The sequence below is a fragment of the Streptomyces sp. NPDC093598 genome (assembly GCF_044764825.1).
Classification (GTDB): domain Bacteria; phylum Actinomycetota; class Actinomycetes; order Streptomycetales; family Streptomycetaceae; genus Streptomyces.
The window spans coordinates 317955-338209 of record NZ_JBIWIV010000005.1 but is presented as its reverse complement, the minus strand read 5'-3'; the positions used below and the strand labels follow the sequence as shown (position 1 = coordinate 338209).

The following is a 20255-nucleotide window of genomic DNA, read 5'->3' as shown; positions in this document are numbered from 1 at the left end:
GGCCGCCGTCGGCGGCCCGTGGTGCTGGGGGCCCGCTCACGGCGCACGGGGTTCCCGAGCCGGTCGGTGTCATCGATGCACGGTCCCCTGGGCCTGCCGTGGGTCCGGGGTGCCGGGGCACCGGGACGGGGTGTGGTCACCGGCTCTCCCTGGCATGCCGGGCGATGTGGCGCAGCGCTTCGGCGAACTCCTCGGCGACGCGCCGCACGGTTGCCGTGGGGTACGTGCCCGGGCGGTGGTGCCAGGTGAAGGCGAGGCGTCCGTCCCGTACCGCACCGACCACTTCCAGCGGGTGCGATCCGCTGTCCCGGGGGTCGTGGTCCTGGCCGAAGGAGCCGTGCTCGGCGCGCACCAGGCCACCGCCGGAGGCTGCCGGGCGGGCGTCCCACTGGCCGAGGTAGTTGAAGACCACCTGCCCGTGTGCCGCGGCGCCGAGCCGCTCGCGCACCTCGGGCGGCCCGAAGGTGCGCAGGGCGCCGAAGCCCAGCCCGTTGCCGGGGACGGAGCGCAGCTGGCGGCGCACCGACTTCACCAGGGTCCGCCAGTTCCGGTCGGGTCCCAGGTGGTCCGGTTCGGCCACCTGGAGGGCGACCGGGTGGATGGTGGTGAACCAGCCGACCGTACGGGACAGATCCACGTCGTCGAGCAGGTCCTCGCGGCCGTGTCCCTCCAGGTCCAGGCGGACGCGGTCGCTTCCGGTCCAGCGGGCCAGTGCCAGGGCGAGCGCGGACAGCAGGACGTCGTTGACGCGGGTGCGGTAGGCGGCCGGGGCGGCGCGCAGCAAGGCAGCCGTGTCCTCCTCCCCCAGTTCGACGGTGAGGGTGCCGGCGTCCTGTGCGGCCGGGTCGGGCTCGCGGGAGGCCGGGAGCTGTCCGGAGGCAACGGCCTCCTGCCAGTAGGGCAGTTCGTGGTCCAGGCCGCCGTCGGCGACGTGTGCGGCGAGTCTGCGGGCCCAGTCACGGAAGGAGGTGGTGCGCTCTCCCAGGTCGACCGGCTCACCGCGTACGGCCTGGCGGTAGGCGGCCTCCAGGTCGTCGGCGAGGATCCGCCAGGACACGGCGTCCACGACCAGATGGTGGGCGACCAGGAGGAGGAACGCCGGGCTGTCGCCGCCTGCTTCGTCGGTTCCTTCACCCTTCCTTGCCGTGCCCTCTCCCGCACCGGTGAACAGCGCCGCTCTCAGCAGCGGTCCCCGCTCCAGGTCGAAGTCGGTGTGCAGGTCGTCGGCGGCCTTCTCCATGGCCGCGTCGGCCTGCGCTGCGGACAGTCCCGTCAGGTCGTGCCGGACGAGGAGGCCTTCGTTCTCGCCCGGCGGCGGGTTGAACTGGTGCCAGCCGTCGGCGTCCCTGGTGAAGCGCATGCGCAGCGCGTCATGGTGTTCCATCAGGGCGTCCATGGCGGCCGCCAGGGCAGCAAGGTCGGGTGCGGCCTCCAGTTCCAGCAGCGCCGACTGGTTGAAGTGGGTGTGGTCGGCGCGCGGTGTGCTCAGGAACCACTCCTGGATCGGTGTGAGGGGCACCGCGCCGGTCACCGGGCCGTCGCCGGTGTGCTGGGGTGCGGTGGCGACGACGGTGGCCAGCTCGGCGACGGTCTGGTGGGTGAACAGGTCACGGGTGGACAGGTGCAGGCCTTCGCGCCGTAGCCGGGACACCACCTGCATGCTCAGGATCGAGTCGCCCCCGAGGTGGAAGAAGTTGTCGTCCAGGCCGATGTCCTCCACGCCCAGGACGTCGGTCCAGACACGGGCGATGCGGCGTTCGGTGTCGGTACGGGGTGCGGAACGCGGGCCGGTGGCAAGGGCGGTGTGCGCCGGCCCGGGGGCGGGCAGGGCACGCCGGTCCGTCTTGCCGTTGGGGGTCAGCGGCAGCCGCTGCAGCGGCACGAACACCGCCGGGACCAGGTGCGGGGGCAGCAGCGCGGCCAGGTGCTCGCGCAGTGCGGCGACGGGCAGCCCGCCGGTGTTCTCGCCGGCCTCTTCCTCGGCCTGCTCAGCGGTCTTCTCGTCGGCGGGGACGACGTACGCCACCAGCCGTCCATGACCGTCGCGGGGCCGCCCGTCGGGGCCGTCCGTACGTACCATGACCACCGCGTCGCGCACGTGCGGGCTGCGGCGCAGCGCGCTCTCGATCTCTCCGGGCTCGATGCGGAAGCCGCGCAGCTTGATCTGGTCGTCCGCGCGTCCGACGAACCGCAGGTCGCCCCCGGCGCTCCAGCGCACCAGGTCACCGGTGCGGTACATGCGCGTGCCCGCCGCGCCGAACGGGTCGGCGACGAACCGCCGGGCGGTCAGGCCCGGCCTGTCGTGGTAGCCGCGCGCCAGGCCCGGCCCCGCCACGTACAGCTCCCCTGTCACGCCGGGAGGGACGGGCCGCAGAGCCGCGTCGAGGACGTACACACGGGTGGCGCCGGCCGGGCGGCCGATCGGCGGAGCCTGCCCTTCGGGGCTGAGCGGACCGGTCCACGTGGCGACCACGGTGGCCTCGGTGGGCCCGTAGGAGTTGATCATCCGGCGGCCGGGCGCCCACACGTCCACGAGGTCGGACGGGCACGCCTCGGCGCCGACGATCAGCGTGCGCAGGTGCGGCAGGGCGCCGGAGGTCTCCGGCGGCACGGTGGCCAGCGCGGCCGGGGGGATGAGGGCGTGGCTGACGCGGCGCTCGGCGAGCACCTCGGCCAGCCGCTCGCCGACCAGCGGCCCCTCCTCTCCCGTCACCAGGGCGGCGCCGCTGAGCAGGGAGACGCACAGCTCGAGGACGGAGGCGTCGAAACTGGGTGAGGCGAACTGGAGCACCCGATCGCCGGGGCCGGCCGTGTACCGCTCGGCGGCGGCCTCGGCGAAACCCGCCAGCCCCCGGTGCGTCACCATGACGCCCTTCGGAGTCCCGGTGGAGCCGGAGGTGTAGATGACGTACGCCGCGTGATCCATTGTGAGGGCGGTGGTGCGGTCAGCGTCGGTGGGCGCGGTGTCCGGGCCGTCCGCCACCCAGACCTCCGACGGATCGGCGAGGATGACCCGGGCGCCCGCGTCACGCACCATGAACTCCCGGCGCTGTTCCGGGTAGTCGGGGTCGACGGACAAGAAGGCGCCGCCCGCCTTGGCGACGGCGAGCTGCGCCACCACCGTCTCCGCGGCGCGGGGCAGGGCCAGGGCGACGGTCTGCTCGGGGCCGATACCACGGGCGATCAGCCGGTGGGCGAGCCGGTTGGCGGCCCGGTCCACTTCCGCGTACGACAGCTGCCGTTCCCCGTCCAGCAGCGCGACGGCGTCGGGGGTGGCGGCCGCCTGCCGCTCGAACAGCTCCGGCAGGGTCGCCGTCGGCACCGGCCGGGCCGTGCCCTGTCCCCGGTCCAGCAGGGCCTCGAGTTCCTCGTCGGACGCGAGCGGCAGGGCGCCGAGGGGGCGGTGCGGGTCGTCGGCCACGGCGGCCAGCAGCGTGGCGAGCTGGTCGGCCATGTGCTCGGCCGTGGCCGCGTCGAACAGGTCGGTGTTGTAGGTGAGCAGGCCGTGCAGTGCTCCGGAGTCCGCCTCTGCGAACTCCAGGGTGAGGTCGAACGCGGCGTGCTGGAGTTCCGTCTCGACGGCGGACACCTCCAGGCCCGGCAGATCGAGGTCGGCGGTCGGGGTGTTCTGCAGGACGACCATCACCTGGAAGAGCGGGGTGCGGCTGGTGTCGCGCACCGGTCGCACCTCGTCCACCACCTGCTCGAACGGCACCTCCTGGTGGGCGAAGGCGTTCAGCACGGTCCGCCGGACGTCGTCGAGGAACTCGGGGAAGGGACGGCCGGCGTCGACGTGCGAGCGCAGCACCAGGGTGTTGACGAAGAACCCGATCAGCTGCTGGATCTCGGTCTGTTCGCGGCCCGAGGTGACGGTGCCGACGGCGATGTCCCGGCCGCCGCTCAGCCGGGCGAGGAAGGTCTGCGCTACGGCGACCAGCGTGGTGAAGAGGGTGGCTCCGCGGTCCCGGCCGACCTGCGCGAGGCGTCGGGCGGTGCGGGGCGGCAGGGTGAGCCGGGTGGTGGCGCCGGACCGGGTGCGGATCGGCGGGCGTGGCCGGTCGGTGGGCAGCTCCAGCGGCTCGATGTCCGCCAACTGCTGCTTCCAGTAGTCCAGTTGAGGTTCGCTGCCGCTCGTGTTGCGCTGCCACTGGGCGTAGTCGGCGTACTGGACCGGCAGCGCCGGCAGTGGCCTGGTGGCCGGGTCCAGTTCGGCTCGGTACAGGTGGGCGAGGTCACCGGTGAGGACGGCCGTCGACCAGCCGTCGGTGATGATGTGGTGCAGCGTGAGCGTCAGGACGTGCTCGTCGTCGGCCAGCCGGATCAGGCCGGTGCGCATCAGGGGGCCTTCACGCAGGTCGAACGGGCGGGCACGGTCGGCCGCGAGCAGTTCCTCCAGGCGGGCCGTGCGGTCGTCCTCGAGCAGCCCCGACAGGTCGTCGAGCGGCAGCGGCATCTCCCGCGGCGGGTGGACGATCTGGACGCCCTGGCCGTCCACCGTGTCGAAGGTGGTGCGCAACGACTCGTGCCGGGCCACCAGCTTGCCCAGGGCCGCCGCGAGGGCGGGTGCGTCGAGCCGGCCGCGCAGTCGCAGCGCCAGAGCGGTGACGTACTCGCTGCCGCCGGGTGCGAACTCCTCCAGGAACCACAGGCGTTGCTGCGCGTACGACATCGGCGCCGCCGCTTCCCGGTCCACCGGCACGATGACGGAACGGGCCTCGTCGGCGGTCCGGTCCCCGGTGAGCAGCGCGGCGAGCCCGGCGGGCGTGGGGTGGGTGAACACGGCGCGCGGCGACAGGGGCGTGCCGAACTCCTCGGCCAGGCGGGAGGCGAGACGGATGCTGAGGATGGAATCGCCGCCCAGCGCGAAGAAGTCGTCCTCGACGCCGGGGGCGGGTCGGCCGAGCACGTCCGCGACGACGTCCAGGGTACGGCGTTCGGCCTCGGTGCGCGGTGCGGTCGGCGCGCCCCCTCCCCCGTGGGTGTCCGGCTCCGGCGCCGGGAGGGCCGCCCGGTCCACCTTGCCGTTGCCACTCAGCGGAAGAGCCGTCAGTGCGACGAACGCGGAGGGCACCAGGTAGTCGGGCAGCGTGCGGCGGGCGTACGCGCGCAGCTCTTCCAGGTCGTCCGCGCTCGGGCCGACGACGTAGGCGACCAGGCGGCGGGCGCCGGGCCGGTCCTCGCGGGCCACCACCGCCACGTCCGCGACCTCGGGGCGGTCCGCCAGCGCGGCCGCCACCTCGCCGGGCTCCACGCGGAAGCCGCGGATCTTCACCTGGTCGTCGGCGCGGCCCAGGAACTCGACCGTGCCGTCCGGGCGGCGCCGGACCACATCGCCCGTGCGGTACATCCGGGTCCCGGGCGGTCCGGACGGGTCCGCGAGGAAGCGGCGGGCCGTCTCGCCGGGGCGGCCCAGGTAGCCGCGCGCCACGCCCTCGCCGGCCACGTACAGTTCGCCCGCACAGCCCGGCGGCACGGGACGCATCAGGGCGTCCAGAACGTGGACCCGCTTGTCGTCCAGTGGCCGGCCGACCGGCACGGTCTCGGGCACGGATGCCACGTCGTCGAGAGCGTGGCAGGTGGCGAAGGTCGTGGTCTCGGTGGGCCCGTAGCCGTCCACCACGGTCAGGCCGGGGCAGGCGGCCAGCACCCGGCGCACGGCCGTCGCGGGGACCACGTCACCGCCGGTCCACACCTGGCGCAGGCCCGCGAAGCAGTCCGGCGCGTCCTGGGCCAGCAGCCGGAAGAGACCTGCCGTCAGCCACAGCGCGCTGAGCCCGCCGGCACCGGCATGTCCGCTGTCCCCGGCACCGTTGCCGCCACCGGCGAACCCGCCGTCACCGGCACGTCCGCTGTCCTCGGTTCTCACGCTCCCGCCGATCAGCCGCCGCAGCAGGCCCGCGTCCACCGTCTCCCCGGGGGCCACGACCACACAGCCGCCGGTCAGCAGGGGCGCCCACACCTCGAAGGTGGCCGCGTCGAAGGCGACCGGCGAGTGCAGCAACACACGGGCACACACCCCGTCGGCGAAGCGGCTGTCGCTGGCCAGCGAGGCCACGTCGCGGTGGCGTACCGCCACAGCCTTGGGCAGTCCGGTGGATCCGGAGGTGAACATGATGTACGCCAGGCGGTCGGGATCCGTCGGCACCGCGGCGGCTGCTTCCCCGACGGCGGTGTGACGGGCGGCGGCGACCTCCTCGGCGGTGAGCCGGGCGCTCACGCCCGCCTGCGCGAGCAGCGTCCGGCGCCGGTCCTCGGGGGCGCGGCCGTCGACCGGCACGTAGGCGCCGCCCGCCTTGAGGACCGCGAGCTGGGCGACGACGTGTTCGGCGCCGCGGTCCATGAGCAGGGCCACCCGGTCCTCGGCGGCCAGACCGGCCGCGAGCAGGCCGGACGCCACGCGGTCGGACCAGTCGGCCAGTTCGCGGTAGGTCACCCGCCGTTCACCGTCCTCCACCGCGACGGCGTCCGGGGTGCGGCGCGTCTGCTCGGCGAACAGGTCCACCGGGCTGCGCGGCTCCGCCCGGCGGGCGGTGGTGCTCCACTCCTCCAGCAGCCGCCGGTCCTCGGCGGTGAGCGGTGCCAGATCGCCGACATCGCCGTCGAGGCCGTCGGCGAACCGCGTGAGCAGGGTGGCCAGGCGGGCCGTCGCCTGTTCGACCGTGGCGCGGTCGAAGAAGGCGGGGTCGTAGGCCAGGTCGAAGCCGAGCCGGTCGGTCAGGTGGGCGCGCAGGCACAGCGGGAAGGTGGTGGCGTCGTCGGCCCGGACGTCCGCCACGCCCACGCCCGTGCGGGCCGCCGCCGACTCGTCGACCGGGTAGTTCTCGAACACCACCATGCTGTCGAACAGGGCGTCCCCGGCGGGGACCTCGGTCAGCGCCTGGATGCGGGCGAGGGAGAGGAAGTCGAAACGCCGGTCCTCGCTCTGCTGGTCCTGAAGGGCGCGCAGCCAGGGCAGGACGCCACCGGCTCGGACGCGCACCCGGGTGGGCACGGTGTTGATGAACAGACCGATCATGGAGTCCACGCCGGGCAGTTCGGCGGGGCGGCCGGAGACGGTCGTCCCGAACACGATGTCGTCGCGCCCGCTGTAGCGGGCCAGCAGCAGCGCCCACGCGGCCTGCACCACGGTGTTCACGGTCAGTCCGCCGCGCGCCGCCGTCTCCCGCAGCCGCTGTGACACCCGCGGGTCCAGCTCGTGGGGGACGGACTCGGCGGAGCGGGCCCGGTGGGCCTCGGCGGGGGTGCGGTCGTACGGCAGCGGGGTGCGCTCGGTGAAACCGGCGAGGGTGTCCGCCCAGTGCCGTTCGGCCCCTTCGTGGTCGGCCCGCTCGTTCAGCCAGCGCAGGAAGTCCGCGAACGGCCGGCGGGCCGGCGGTGCCGTGTCCTGGCCGCCGGTGAGCGCGGCGTACCGCTCGCACACTTCGGTGAGCAGCTGCCCGGAGCTCCAGCCGTCCAGGATCAGGTGGTGGGAGGACCACAGCAGCAGGACCTCGTCGCCGGGCAGGGCCGCCAGCGTGATCCGGGTGAGCGGCGCGCTGGTCAGCTCCATGCCCGCCGCGCGGTCCTCGGCGAGCAGCCGCTCTGTCGCCGCCGCCCGCTGCCCGGCCGGCAGATCACGCCAGTCCAGCTGGGTGACGGGCAGCTCCACTCGGTGGTGCACGACCTGCACAGGGTCTTGCAGGCCCTGCCAGTGGACGCTGGTGCGCAGGGCCGGGGTGCGGTCGGCGACCTGCTGCCAGGCCGCCGCGAACGCCGTCGGGTCCGCCACTCCGGTCAGTCGCACCGCCGTACGGTCGAAGTAGGCCCCGGCCGTGTCGACGAGCCCGTGGAAGAGCATGCCGGACTGCAGGGGTGTCAGCGGCAGGATGTCCGCCACGTGCCGTCCGTCGCCGACCAACCGGTCCAGTTGCCGCTGGGTCAGGTGGCGGGCGAGCGGGAAGTCGGACGGGGTGCGACCGCCCGCGGCCGGGTCGGCGCAGTGCGCCACGATGTCGCGCAGCGCCGCGCACATCTCCTCGGCCAGGTGCCGCACGGTGGACTCGTCGTAGACGGCACCAGGGTAGGTCCAGCCGAGTTCGAGCCGGCCGTCCTGGACCACGCCGGTGATGTCCAGCAGGTAGGGGCGGGCCTCGTCGGGGTCGGTGTCGCGGCCGGCCGGCGCAAGCGCGGCCCGGAACAGGCCGTCCTCGGTGCCGCTGCCCGCGTCCCACCGGCCGTGGTAGTTGAAGCCGACCTGCGGCGGCGAGGCGTCGGCGAGCGGGCTGTCCGGCAGCAGGTGGCGCAGGGCGCCGTGACTGAGGCCGTGCAGCGGCACCGCGCGCAACTGCTCCTTCACGGACCGCAGGATGGTGCGCCAGCCGGCGTCGGGCGCGACGGTCAGGGCGACGGGGAACTCCGCGGTGAACCAGCCCACGGTCCGCGACAGGTCCGCCTCGTCGAACAGGTCCTCCCGGCCGTGCCCCTCCACCCCGACGAGGACCGTGTCGCGCTCGCACCAGCGGGCCAGGGTGCGGCCCAGGGCGCTGAGCAGCACGTCGTTGACCTGGGTGCGGTAGACGTCGGGGACCCCGCGCAGCAGCGCCTCCGTCTCCCGCGGTGCCAGCGACACGGTGACGGTGGCGGCGGTTGCGTGGGTGTTGGGGCCGGGCCGTCCGGCGGGCAGGGCTGCGGGGGCGGCGGCGGTGCGGGTCCAGTGGGCCAGGTCGGTGTCCAGGCCACCGGACCGCGTGTGCTGTTCCAGCCGCGCCGCCCAGGACCCGTACGCGGTGCCGGCCGACGGGAGTTCGACGGGCCGCCCGGCCGCGGCGGCGCGGTGGGCGCTCTCCAGGTCGCCGAGCAGGATGCGCCAGGAGACGCCGTCGACGACCAGGTGGTGCGCGGTGATCAGCAGTTGCGCGGGGTGCTCCGCGCCCCGGTCGAACAGCAGGACGCGTACGACCCGGCCCGCGACGGGGTCGAGCGAGGCCTGTGCGGCGTCCGCGACGCGCTGCACCTCGGTCTCCAGCGCCGGGTCGTCCAGGTGGGACAGGTCGTGACGCGTGAACACGCCGTCCGGCGCCTGCGGCAGCACCTCCTGGCGCCAGCCGTCGTCACCGGTGCGCCGGAACCGGGTCCGCAGGGCCGGGTGGTGGCCTACGAGGGCGTCGACCGCCGCTTCCAGCGCCGACAGGTCGGTGCCGGTGGCCAGTTCCAGGCGCTGGGTCATGGTGAAGCGCATCGCGTCACCAGGGCGGCGGCCGTCGAGGTACCAGCGCTGGATGGGCGTCAGCGGCGCCTCGGCGGGCGGGGTGTCACCGGCACCGGTCGCCCGCTGAGGCGCGGACTCGCCGACCCGCAGGGCCAGTTCCGCGATCGTCTGGTGACGGAAGACGTCCTTGGTGGTCAGCGCGAGGCCCGCCCGGCGGGCGCGGGAGACGATCTGGATGCTGAGGATCGAGTCGCCGCCGAGCGCGAAGAAGTTGTCGCGGGCGCCCACGCGCTCCACACCCAGCACCTCCGACCAGATGGCGGCCAGTCGCTCCTCGGTACCGGGACGGGGCGCCACGTACGGCGTACCGCTGTCGGGCTGGGCGGACGGTGCGGGCAGTGCGCGTCGGTCGGTCTTGCCACCGCTGGTGCGCGGTATCCGCGTCAGGGGCACGAACGCGGAGGGCACCATGTGGTCCGGCAGCGTCCGCCGCAGCCGCACCCGCAGTTCGTCGGCGGACGGAGGCAGTTCGCCGGTGGGCACCACGTACGCCACGAGCATGGTGCGCCCGGCGTGCGAGCGGGCGGCCACGGCGGCGTCGGTGACGTCCGGTAGGGCGAGCAGGGCCGCCTCCACCTCGCCGGGCTCGATGCGGAATCCCCGGATCTTGATCTGTTCGTCGGCCCGGCCCAGGAACTCCAGCAGTCCGGACGCGTCCCAGCGGGCTCGGTCGCCGGTGCGGTACATCCGCTGCCCCGGTCCCCCGAACGGATCGGCGAGGAAGCGGGTGGCCGTCAGCCCGGGCCGGTTCAGATAACCGCGGGCGACCTGAGCCCCGGCGAGGTAGAGCTCGCCCGGGACGCCGGGCGGGACCGGACGCAGTGCGCCGTCGAGGACGTAGGCGCGCAGGTTGCGGCCGGGGCGGCCGATGACCGGCCGTTCGGGACGTTCGGCGCAGCGGCCGTAGACGGCGTCGACGGTGGTCTCCGTGGGGCCGTACACGTTGTACGCGGTGACACCGAACTCCTCGTGTGCCGCGCACAGTTCGGCCCAGGTGTCGGGGCCGACCGGCTCGCCGCCCACCAGCAGCAGGCGCGGGTGGTGGCGGCCGGGGGCGAGGAGGCCGGCGGCGGTGAGTTCACGGAGGAAGGACGGGGTGACGTTCACCAGGTCCACCTCCCGCTGGTCGACCTGGGCGCAGAACGCCTCCGGGTCCAGGCGTACGTCCTCGTCGACGAGGTGGATTTCCTGGCCGAGGGCGAGCAGCAGCGGTCCTTCCCAGGAGGTGTCGAAGGAGAAGGAGGCGCTGAGGGCGGCCTTGAGCCGTCGCCCGTCGGCGGTGTGCGGGGCGACGAGTCCTTCCCGGTGGTCGTGGCAGAGGTTGACCAGGTGGCGGTGTTCCACGGTGACGCCCTTGGGGCGGCCGGTGGAGCCGGAGGTGTAGATGATGTAGGCGGCGGTGTCCGGGTGCAGCGGGGCGAGCCGGTCGGCGTCGGTGGGGTCGTGGGCGGGCAGTCGGTCCCAGGGCACCTCGCGCAGGGCGTCGGCCGTCAGGACCGTGTGCGGCGCGGCGTCGGCGAGGAGGAACGCGACGCGTTCCTCGGGCAGGTCCGGGTCGAGGAAGAGCAGGGTGCCGCCCGCCTTGAGCACCGCGAAGAGAGCCACCAGCAGGTGCGAGGTGCGCGGCAGCCGCACGCCGACCACGCTTTCGGGGCCGACGCCCAGGGTGAGCAGGTGGTGCGCCAGCCGGTTGGCGCGCTCGTTCAGGGCGGCGAAGGTGAGCGTCTCGTCCCGGGCCACCAGCGCGGTGGCGGACGGCGTGCGCGCGGCCTGTGCCTCGAAGAGGCTCGGGAACGCCGTGCCCGGCGCGGGCAGGTGCCCGCCCTGCCAGGTGTCGAGCACCTGCCGCTGTTCGGTGGCCGTCAGCAACGGCAGTGCGCGGACGTCCTGGTGCGGATCCTCGACCGCCGCTTGCAGCAGCAACCGCAGCCGTGCGGCGAGGCGTTCGGCGGTCTCGGTGTCGAACAGGGCGGTGTCGTACTCCAGATAGCCGGTGACGCCGTTGTCGCTCTCCGCGAAGTCGAAGGCGAGGTCGAAGGCGGCGTGCCGGACCGGCGGCGTGAGCGGCTCGACGGTCAGGCCCGGCAGCTGGGGCACCTCGGCGCCCAGGTTGTGCAGTGCCACCATCACCTGGAACAGCGGGGTGCGGCTGGTGTCCCGTTCGGGCTGGAGGGCGTCCACCAGCTTCTCGAACGGCACCTCCTGGTGGGCGACCGCGTCCAGAACGGTGGAGCGGACCCGCTCCAGCAGCGCGTGGAACGACAGGCCGGGCTCCACCCGGTTGCGCAGCACGAGCGTGTTGACGAACATGCCCACCACGTCGTGGAGTTCGGGGCGCTCACGGCCCGCGGTGACCGTGCCGACGGCGATGTCCTCCTGGTCCGCCCAGCGTGCGAGGAGGACTGTGCAGGCCGTCAGCAGGGTCATGTAGAGAGTGGCGTCGGCCTCGCGGCCCGTCTCGCGCAGCCGCTCGGTGAGCGCGGCGGGGAGGGTGAAGGTCACCAGCGCGCCCTCGCGGCCGCGCACGGCGGGGCGTGGCCGGTCGGTGGGCGGCTCCAGTGGGGTGATCCCGTCCAAGGTCTCCCGCCAGTAGGCGAGTTGCTTGTCCACCTGGTCGGTGCGGGCGCGCTGCCACGCGGCGTGGTCCGCGTACCGGACGGGCAGCCGCGGCAGCCGGGGCGCGCGGCTCTCGAGGGCGGCCGCGTACAGCTCACCCAGGTCCCGGCCGAGCACGCCGACGGACCAGCCGTCGGTGACGATGTGGTGGACGGCCAGAACCAGCACGTGCTCGTCGTCGGCGAGGCGCGCGAGACGTGCCCTCAGCAGAGGTCCGGTGCTCAGGTCGAAGGGGGTGGCGGCCTCGCCTTCCAGGAGGGCGTCCAGCCGGTCGCGGGTGCCGGTGAGGTCGTCCAGCGGCAGGTTCACCGGGTGGGGCGGGTGCACGATCTGCGTCGCCTGGCCGTCCTGTTCGGCGAAGGTGGTACGCAGCGCCTCGTGGCGGGCGACCAGGCCGTCGAGGGCGGCACGCAGGGCCGACTCGTCGAGCGGACCGCGCAGGCGCAGCACCGACAGCGTCGTGTACTCGGTGGTGCCCGGCTCGAAGCGGTCGAGGAACCACAGCCGCTGCTGCGCGTACGACAGGGGCGCCGGGGTGCCCGGGTCGGCGGCCGGGATGACGTCGGCCGGTGTGGTGTTCTGCGCCGGGTCGCCGAGTGCGGCGGCCAGGGCGGACACCGTCGTGTGGGTGAACAGCAGCCGGGGCGAGACGTCCGTGCCGAAGGCGGCGCGCAGCCGCGAGACGATCCGGACGGCGAGGATCGAGTCGCCGCCGAGGGCGAAGAAGTCGTCGTCGGCTCCCACCTCGCCGGTGTCGAGCACGTCCGCCCAGGCGGCGGCGACCGCCCGCTCGGCGGGGGTCCGCGGCGCGCTGCGCTCGGTGCCCGCGGCGAAGCCGTCCGGCCCGGGGGCGGGCAGCGCACGCCGGTCGAGTTTGCCGTTGACGGTCAGCGGCAGGGCCGCCAGCGGTACGTAGGCGGCGGGCACCATGTGCGCGGGCAGCAGTCGCTCCAGATGGGCGCGGAGTTCGGCGGCGGACGGCGGCTCGGTGTCACCGCGGCCGACGACATGGGCCACCAGCCGCCGGGTTCCGGAGCCGTCCTCGTGGACACCCACGGCAGCCTCGCCCACCTGGGGGTGGGTGTGCAGGGCCGCCTCGATCTCGCCGGGTTCGATGCGGTAACCGCGGATCTTCACCTGCTGGTCGGCGCGGCCCAGGTACTCCAGCGTCCCGTCGGCCCGCCGGCGGGCCCGGTCGCCGGTGCGGTACATCCGTGTCCCGGGCGTACCGAACGGATCGGCGAGGAAACGCGTCGCGGTCAGGCCGGGACGGCCCAGATAGCCGCGCGCCAGCCCCTCCCCTGCCACGTACATCTCCCCCACGGCTCCGGGCGGTACCGGGGCCAGCGCGTCGTCGAGGACGTAGACGCGCAGGTCGGGAATGCCGGTGCCGATGGGGCTCGCGGAATGGGCGCGGGCCGCCGCGCGGTCCAGTGCCAGGTACGTGACGTGCACGGTCGTCTCGGTGATGCCGTACATGTTGACCAGGCGCGGGGCGGTGTCGGGGTGGCGGGTGTACCAGTCTGCGAGCCGGGAGACGTCCAGGGCCTCACCGCCGAAGACCACCGTGCGCAGGGCGAGGCGTGCGCCGATTTCGGGGTGCTCGGCGTCGGCGCGGGTCAAGGGGTAGAAGGCGGAGGGGGTCTGGTTGAGGACGGTGACCCGCTCGTCGGCGAGCAGGCGCAGGAAGTCCTCCGGGGAGCGTGCGATGTCCTCGGGGACGACGACGAGCCGGCCGCCGTGCAGCAGGGCTCCCCACAGTTCCCAGACGGAGAAGTCGAAGGCGTAGGAGTGGAACAGCGTCCACACGTCCGTCTCGTCGAAGCCGAACCAGTGGCGGGTGCGGGTGAACAGGCGCACGACGTTGGCGTGCGGGACGATCACGCCCTTGGGCCGGCCGGTGGAGCCGGAGGTGTAGATGGCGTAGGCGGGGGTCTCCGGCAGGGGGCGGCGGGCGGGGTCGGGGCCGCTGGAGGGGCGGCGGGCCAGGTCGGCCCGGGTGGCCGGGTCGTCCAGGGTCAGGACCGGCACTGCGGTGTCCCGGACGCGTTCGGCGGCCTCGGTGGTGGTCACCAGGGTCACCGGGGCGGCGTCGTCCAGCAGGTGGGTGACGCGTTCGGCGGGCAGCTTCGGGTCGATCGGCAGGTAGGCGGCGCCCGTCTTCAGCACGGCCAGGACCGCCACGACGAGGTCGGTGGAGCGGGGCAGGGCGAGTGCCACGAACCGTTCGGGTCCGGCGCCGGCCTCGGCCAGTCGGTGGGCGAGGCGGCCGGCCGCAGCGTCGAGTGTGGCGTAGTCGAGGCGGTCGGGGCCGCAGGTGACGGCGGTGACCTCGGGAGTGCGGGCGGCCTGGGCCTCGAACAGGTCCAGCAGGGTGTCCGCCGGGCGGCCCTGCTCGCCGCCGTTGACGTCGACCAGCATCCGCCGTCGTTCGTCGGCGGTCGTCCATGCCAGGGCGCGCAGCGGCCGGTCGGGCGCCTCGGCGAATTCCGTGAGCAGCAGGCGCAGCCGGTCGCCGAGCGCACGGACGGTGCCGGCGTCGAACAGGTGCGGGTCGTAGGCCAGGTCGAAGCCGAGCCGCTCGCCCTGGTAGGCGCGCAGCACCAGGGGGTAGTTGGTGGCGTCCCGGGAGGTGACGTCCGCCAGGCGGATGCCGGAACCGGAGGTGCGGGCCTCGTCGAAGGGGTAGTTCTCGAAGGCGACCATGCTGTGGAAGAGCGGGGTGCCGGACGGTACGTCGCTCAGGGCGGTCAGTTCGGCGAGGGAGGCGGCCGCGAAGCGCCTCGACTCGGCCTGGGCGGCCTGGAGTTCGCGCAGCCAGTCGACGGCCGAGCGGTGGCCCTCGACCCGGACGCGGGTGGGCACCGTGTTGATGAACATGCCCACCATCGACTCCACGCCCGGCAGTTCCTCGGGGCGTCCGGAGACGGTGGTGCCGAACACCACGTCCGGCTCGGCGCTGTAGCGGGCCAGCAGCAGCGCCCAGGCGCCCTGCACGACGGTGTTCACGGTCAGCCCGGCGTCGCGGGCGGTACGGGCCAGCGTCGCGGTCACCGCGTCGGACAGTTCGGCGGTGTGGACGTCCGCCGAGCGGGCCTCGTGTCCGCCGGTCAGGGGGCGGTCGAAGGGCAGCGGGGTCGGGGTGGCGAACCCGGCGAGGGCTTGGCGCCAGTGGGCCCGCCCGGCCTCGGCGTCCTGGTCGGCCAGCCAGCGCACGTAGTCGGCGAAGGGCCGGCGCACGGGCGGGTTCGGCTCGCTTCCTGCTGTGAGCGCCGCGTACTCCTCGCACACCTCCGTCAGCACCTGGGCCAGGCTCCAGCCGTCGAGTATGAGGTGGTGGGAGGTCCACAGCAGGTGCAGTCGGGCATCGGGCAGGCGGACGAGGGTGAGCCGCATCAGCGGTGCCGCGGCGAGGTCGATGCCGCGGGCGAGGTCGTCGGCCCGGAGCCGGTAGAAGCGGTCGGCGCGCTCCCCTGCGGCGACGTCCCGCCAGTCGAGCCGGGTGACCGGCACGCGGACGTCGCGGTGCACGACCTGCAGCGGCACGGGGACGTCCTGCCACACCACCGAGGTCCGCAGCGCGGGCGTGCGGTCGGTGACCCGCTGCCAGGCCACGGCGAAGGCGTGTGGGTCGGCCACGCCCTCCAGGAGCAGGGCGGCCTGGTCCACGTACACGTCCTCGGGTCCGCCGACCAGGCGGTGGAAGAGCATGCCCTCCTGGAGCGGGGTGAGCGGAAGCAGGTCCTCCACCGTGCGGCCGTCGCCCACCAGCCGGTCCACGGCGGCCTGGTCCAGGCGGGCCAGGGGGAAGTCGGAGGGGGTGCGGCCGCCCGCGTCGGGGCGGGCGCAGTGCTCGGCGATCGCGGCCAGCGCGGCCACCATCGCGTCCGCCAGGCTCCGCACGGTGTGCGTGTCGTGCGTGTGGTCGCTGTAGTGCCAGGTGATCTCCAGCTCGCCGTCGACCACGACGGCCGAGACGTCGAGCAGGTGGTCCAGCGGTTCGTCGGCCGCCATGTCCCTGCCGGGCACCTCGGCGGCCGGTGCGAAGTCCTCTCCGGGGCTCGCGTCCCACTGCCCGTGGTAGTTGAAGCACACCTGCGGCAGCGGCACCTCCCGCAGGGCGCGGGCGGCCGGAGCGGGCGAGCCGAGGCGGGCCAGCGCCTCGTAGCTCAGTCCGCGCCGGGGCACGCCCCGCAGCCGCTCCTTCACGGCCTTCAGCGTGCCGCCCCAGTCGGGTGCGGAGGGCGGTCCGGCCGGGGTGAGGGTGACGGGGTACTGGGTGGTGAACCAGCCCACCGTGCGGGACAGGTCCACGTCCTCGAAGAGCCGGTCCTCGCGCCCGTGGCCCTCCAGGGCGACGGTCACCCGCTCGGTGCCCGTCCAGTCGGTGAGGACCCGGCTCAGCGCGCTCAGCAGGACGTCGTTGACCTGCGTGCGGTAGGCGGCGGGCACCCGGCGCAGCAACGCCTCGGTGGCGGCGCGGTCCACCCGGGTACGGACGGTGCGCACGGATCCGGCGAGCGGGGTCCCGGGGCGGTCCACGGGCAGCGGGGTCCGGGGCTCGGCGGCTTCGGCCGTCCAGTACGGCAGGTCGTCGTCGAGTTCGCCGGCCCGCACCCGGCGGGACAGGTCCGCGGCCCAGTCGGTGAACGCCGAGGGGACGGGTTCAAGTCGTACCGGTTCGCCCGCCGACGCCTGCCGGTAGCCCAGCTCCAGGTCGGCGAGGAGGATGCGCCAGGAGACGCTGTCCACGGCCAGGTGATGCGCGGTCAGGAGGAGTTGAGGTCGTTGACCGGGCGGGGGCAGCAGCAGGGCGGCCCTCAGGAGGGCGCCCGTCTCCGGGTCGAGGGCCGCGCGGGCGGCGTCGGCGGCTTCGGTGCGGGCGGCGGGGACATCGGCGGCGCCGGTCAGGTCGTGGCGGGTCGTCAATCCGGTGGCCGGGCCCTCGCCGGGGTGCTGGCGCCAGGCGTCGCCGTCGCGGGCGAAGCGGGTGCGCAGTGCGGGGTGATGGGCGGCCAGCGCGTCCACGGCGCGCTCCAGCGCCGCCTCGTCGATGTCGTACGGCAGGTCGATGAGCATCGACATGCTGAAGAGGCGCGGGCTGCCGTGCCGGTCGCTGTGCGTGGCGAAGTACCAGTCCTGGACCGGGGTCAGCGGGGCGGGCCCCTCCTGCCGCGCCGGGCGGGGCGCGGGCACCTCGGCGGTGCGCGGGGACGCGGCGGCGGCCAGGTCGGCGACGGTCTGGTGGCGGAAGACGTCCCGCGAGGTGAGGCGCAGGCCGGCCGCGCGGGCGCGGGCGACGGCCTGGATGCTGAGGATCGAGTCGCCGCCGAGTTCGAAGAAGTTGTCGGTGACGCCCACTCTCGCGACGCCCAGCACCTCCGCCCAGATCCCGGCCAGGGTCTCCTCGTCGGGGGTGCGCGGTGCGACGAACTCCCGCTCGCGCGGGGCCGCGTCGACGTCGGGGGCCGGCAGGGCACGGCGGTCCAGCTTGCCGCTGGTGGTCAGCGGCAGCGCGTCGAGGACGGTGAACGACGACGGCACCATGTGGTCGGGCAGGACTCGGCGGCAGGCCGCCCGCAGCTCCGAGGCGGCGGGCGGCTCCGCGCCCTGTCGGGGGACGACGTAGGCGGCCAGCCGCAGGTGGCCGTGCGCGTCCGCGACCGCGACGACCGCGGCGCCGGTGAGGTCCGGCAGGTCGAGCAGTGCCGCCTCCACCTCGCCCGGCTCGATGCGGTGCCCGCGCACCTTCACCTGGTCGTCGGCGCGCCCGAGGTAGTCGACGCGCCCGTCGGCGGTCCAACGGGCCAGGTCGCCCGTGCGGTACATGCGGGTTCCGGGCGGGCCGAACGGGTCGGCGAGGAAACGCGCGGCGGTCAGCCCGGGGCGGCCCGCGTAGCCGCGGGCCAGCTGCTCGCCGGCCAGGTACAGCTCGCCGCCGACACCGGGCGGCACCGGCTGGAGGCGGTCGTCGAGGACGTACGCGCGCACGTGGGGCAGCGGCCGGCCCACCAGCGGACGCCCCTCGCCTTCGATACGGCAGGCCAGGGCGTCGACCGTGCACTCGGTGGGTCCGTAGAAGTTGTACGCGGCCACGTCCCGGTGGCCGGCCAGCTCCCGCCACAGGCCGGGGCCGATCGCCTCGCCGCCGAGCATCAGCACGCGCGGGCGGTGCCGCGGGTCGGTGAGCAGTCCCGCGGGCAGCAGCTGGCGCAGGTAGGACGGGGTCAGGTCGAGGAAGTCGATGCGGTGCTCGACGACGTACTCCACCAGGGCGGCGGCATCGAGCCGGGTCGTCTCGTCGACCAGGTGCAGCGGGTGGCCGTCGGCCATCAGCAGCACGCCCTCCAGCGAGGTGTCGAAGGAGAACGACGCGGTCAGCGCCACCCGCAGCGGTCCGCCGCCCGCGTCGGCGACGAATCCCGCGCGGTGCGCGGCCAGCAGGTGGGTGAGCGAGCGGTGCGTCACGGCGACGCCCTTGGGGCGGCCGGTGGAGCCGGAGGTGTAGAGGACGTACGCGGTGGTGTCCGGGGCCGGAGGAGCGACCGGGTCGGTGTCCGGCAGGGTGGTGGGCACCGCGCGCAGCGCGGCCTCGTCCAGCACCAGGGCGGGGCGGGCGTCGTCGAGCAGGAACCGGACGCGTTCCTCGGGCAGGGCGAGGTCGAGGGGCAGGTATCCGGCGCCGGACTTCCACACGGCGAGCATCGCCACGATCATGTCGGCGGTGCGCGGTAGCCGGAGCGCGACCAGCTGTTCGGGGCCGGCGCCCTGGGCGACGAGGTGGTGGGCGAGCCGGTTGGCGCGGGCGTTGAGGGTCGCGTAGTCGAGGCGGTCGTCCCCGGCGACCAGGGCGGTGGCGTGCGGGGTGCGGGCCGCCTGCCGGGCGAAGAGCTCCGGGTGGGTGGTGGCCGGGACGGGCGGGGCGGTGGCGTTCCACTCGTCCGTGATGCGCCGGGCCTCCCCCGGGGTGAGCAGGGGCAGGGTGCCCAGCGGGCGGTCCGGTGCGGTGGCCGCGCCCTGCAGGGTGCGCAGCAGCTGGCCGGCCATCCGCTCGGCGGTGGCGGTGTCGAACAGGTCGGTGCGGTACTCCAGCAGGCCGGTCAGCCCGTCCCCGTCGGGGACGAACTCCACGCTGAGGTCGAAGGTCGCCGCCTGCCGGGGCACGGCGACCGGGGCGGTGGCCAGATCACGCAGCGCGGGCGCTGCGGGCGGGGCCGGGTGCAGCAGGACCATCACGTCGAACAGGGGGTTGCGGCCCGCCTCGCGGGTCGCGCCCACGGCCTCCACCAGCCGCTCGAACGGCGTGTCACCGTGCGCGAAGGCGTCGTTGACGGTGGTCGCGGCGGTCCCGAGCAGGTCGCGGAAGGAGCCGGCGGTGTCCACGGGGGTGCGCAGGGCGACGGTGTTTGCGAAGAAGCCGACGGCGCGTTCCAGGTCGGTGCGGGAGCGGCCCGGGGTCAGGGAGCCGACGGTGATGTCGTCCTGCCCGGACCAGCGGGCCAGCAAGGTCTGGCAGGCGGCGAGCAGGGACGTGAACAGGGTGGTGTGCTGCTCGGCCGCCAGCTCGCGCAGCCGTGCGGTGACGTCCGCGGGCACGGTGAAGGTGTGCACGGCTCCCGCCCCGGACTCCTCCCCGTCGCGGGGGCGGTCGAGCGGCAGCCGCGGCGCCACGGCGCCCGACAACTGCCGCGTCCAGTAGGCGAGTTCACGCTCCAGGCGTGGGCCGGCGAGCTGTTCGCGCTGCCACGCGGCGAAGTCGGGGTACTGCGTCGCCACCGGCCCCAGCTCCGGGACCGCCCCCCGGGACAGGGCGTCGTAGGCGGTGCACAGTTCCTCCAGCAGGACACCCATCGACCAGCCGTCGGTGACGATGTGGTGCGCCGTCAGCATGAGCGTGTGCGCGGTGTCCGACTCGCGCAGCAGCCGGGCGCGCAGGAGCGGACCGGTGCTCAGGTCGAAGGGACGCTCGTACTCGGCGAGCAGGGCGGTCTCCAGGGCGGACGACGGTGTGTCGGTCACCGGCAGCGGCACCGGGGCCGCCGGGCGCACCGTCTGCGCCGGCCGGCCGTCGCTCTCCTCGAACGTGGTGCGCAGCGCCTCGTGCCGCTCGACGACGAGGTCCAGCGCGCGGCTGAGGACGGTGTGGTCCAGCGGGCCCGTCAGGCGCAGCGCGACGGCGCTGTTGTAGCGGGCGTCGCCGGGCCGCAGCCGGTCCAGGAACCACAGCCGCTGCTGGGCGAAGGACAGCGGCAGCGGCCGGGAGCGGTCGGCGCGCGGGATGCCCTGGCGTGCGGCGGCGGCCCGGCCGGCGAGACGGCGGCGCATCGCCTCCTGGAGGTCTGCCGGGAGGGCCTGGGTGCGGTCTCGCTTCGAAGACGTCATGGTCGTCCGG

General features: G+C 74.7%; 1 protein-coding gene. It reads right to left on the bottom strand.

All coding sequences use genetic code 11. From position 1 onward, the window contains the following. Window positions 1-136: 136 nt before the first annotated feature. Window positions 137-20245, bottom strand: coding sequence for a non-ribosomal peptide synthase/polyketide synthase (locus ACIRDU_RS19965; protein ID WP_403581231.1), 20109 nt, complete (start codon window positions 20243-20245; stop codon window positions 137-139). Window positions 20246-20255 lie beyond the last annotated feature (10 nt).

What these genes read in the sequence shown, in the direction of transcription:
- ACIRDU_RS19965 (WP_403581231.1), bottom strand. Translation starts at nt 20,245, where the DNA reads ATGACGTCTTCGAAGCGAGACCGCACCCAGGCCCTCCCGGCAGACCTC.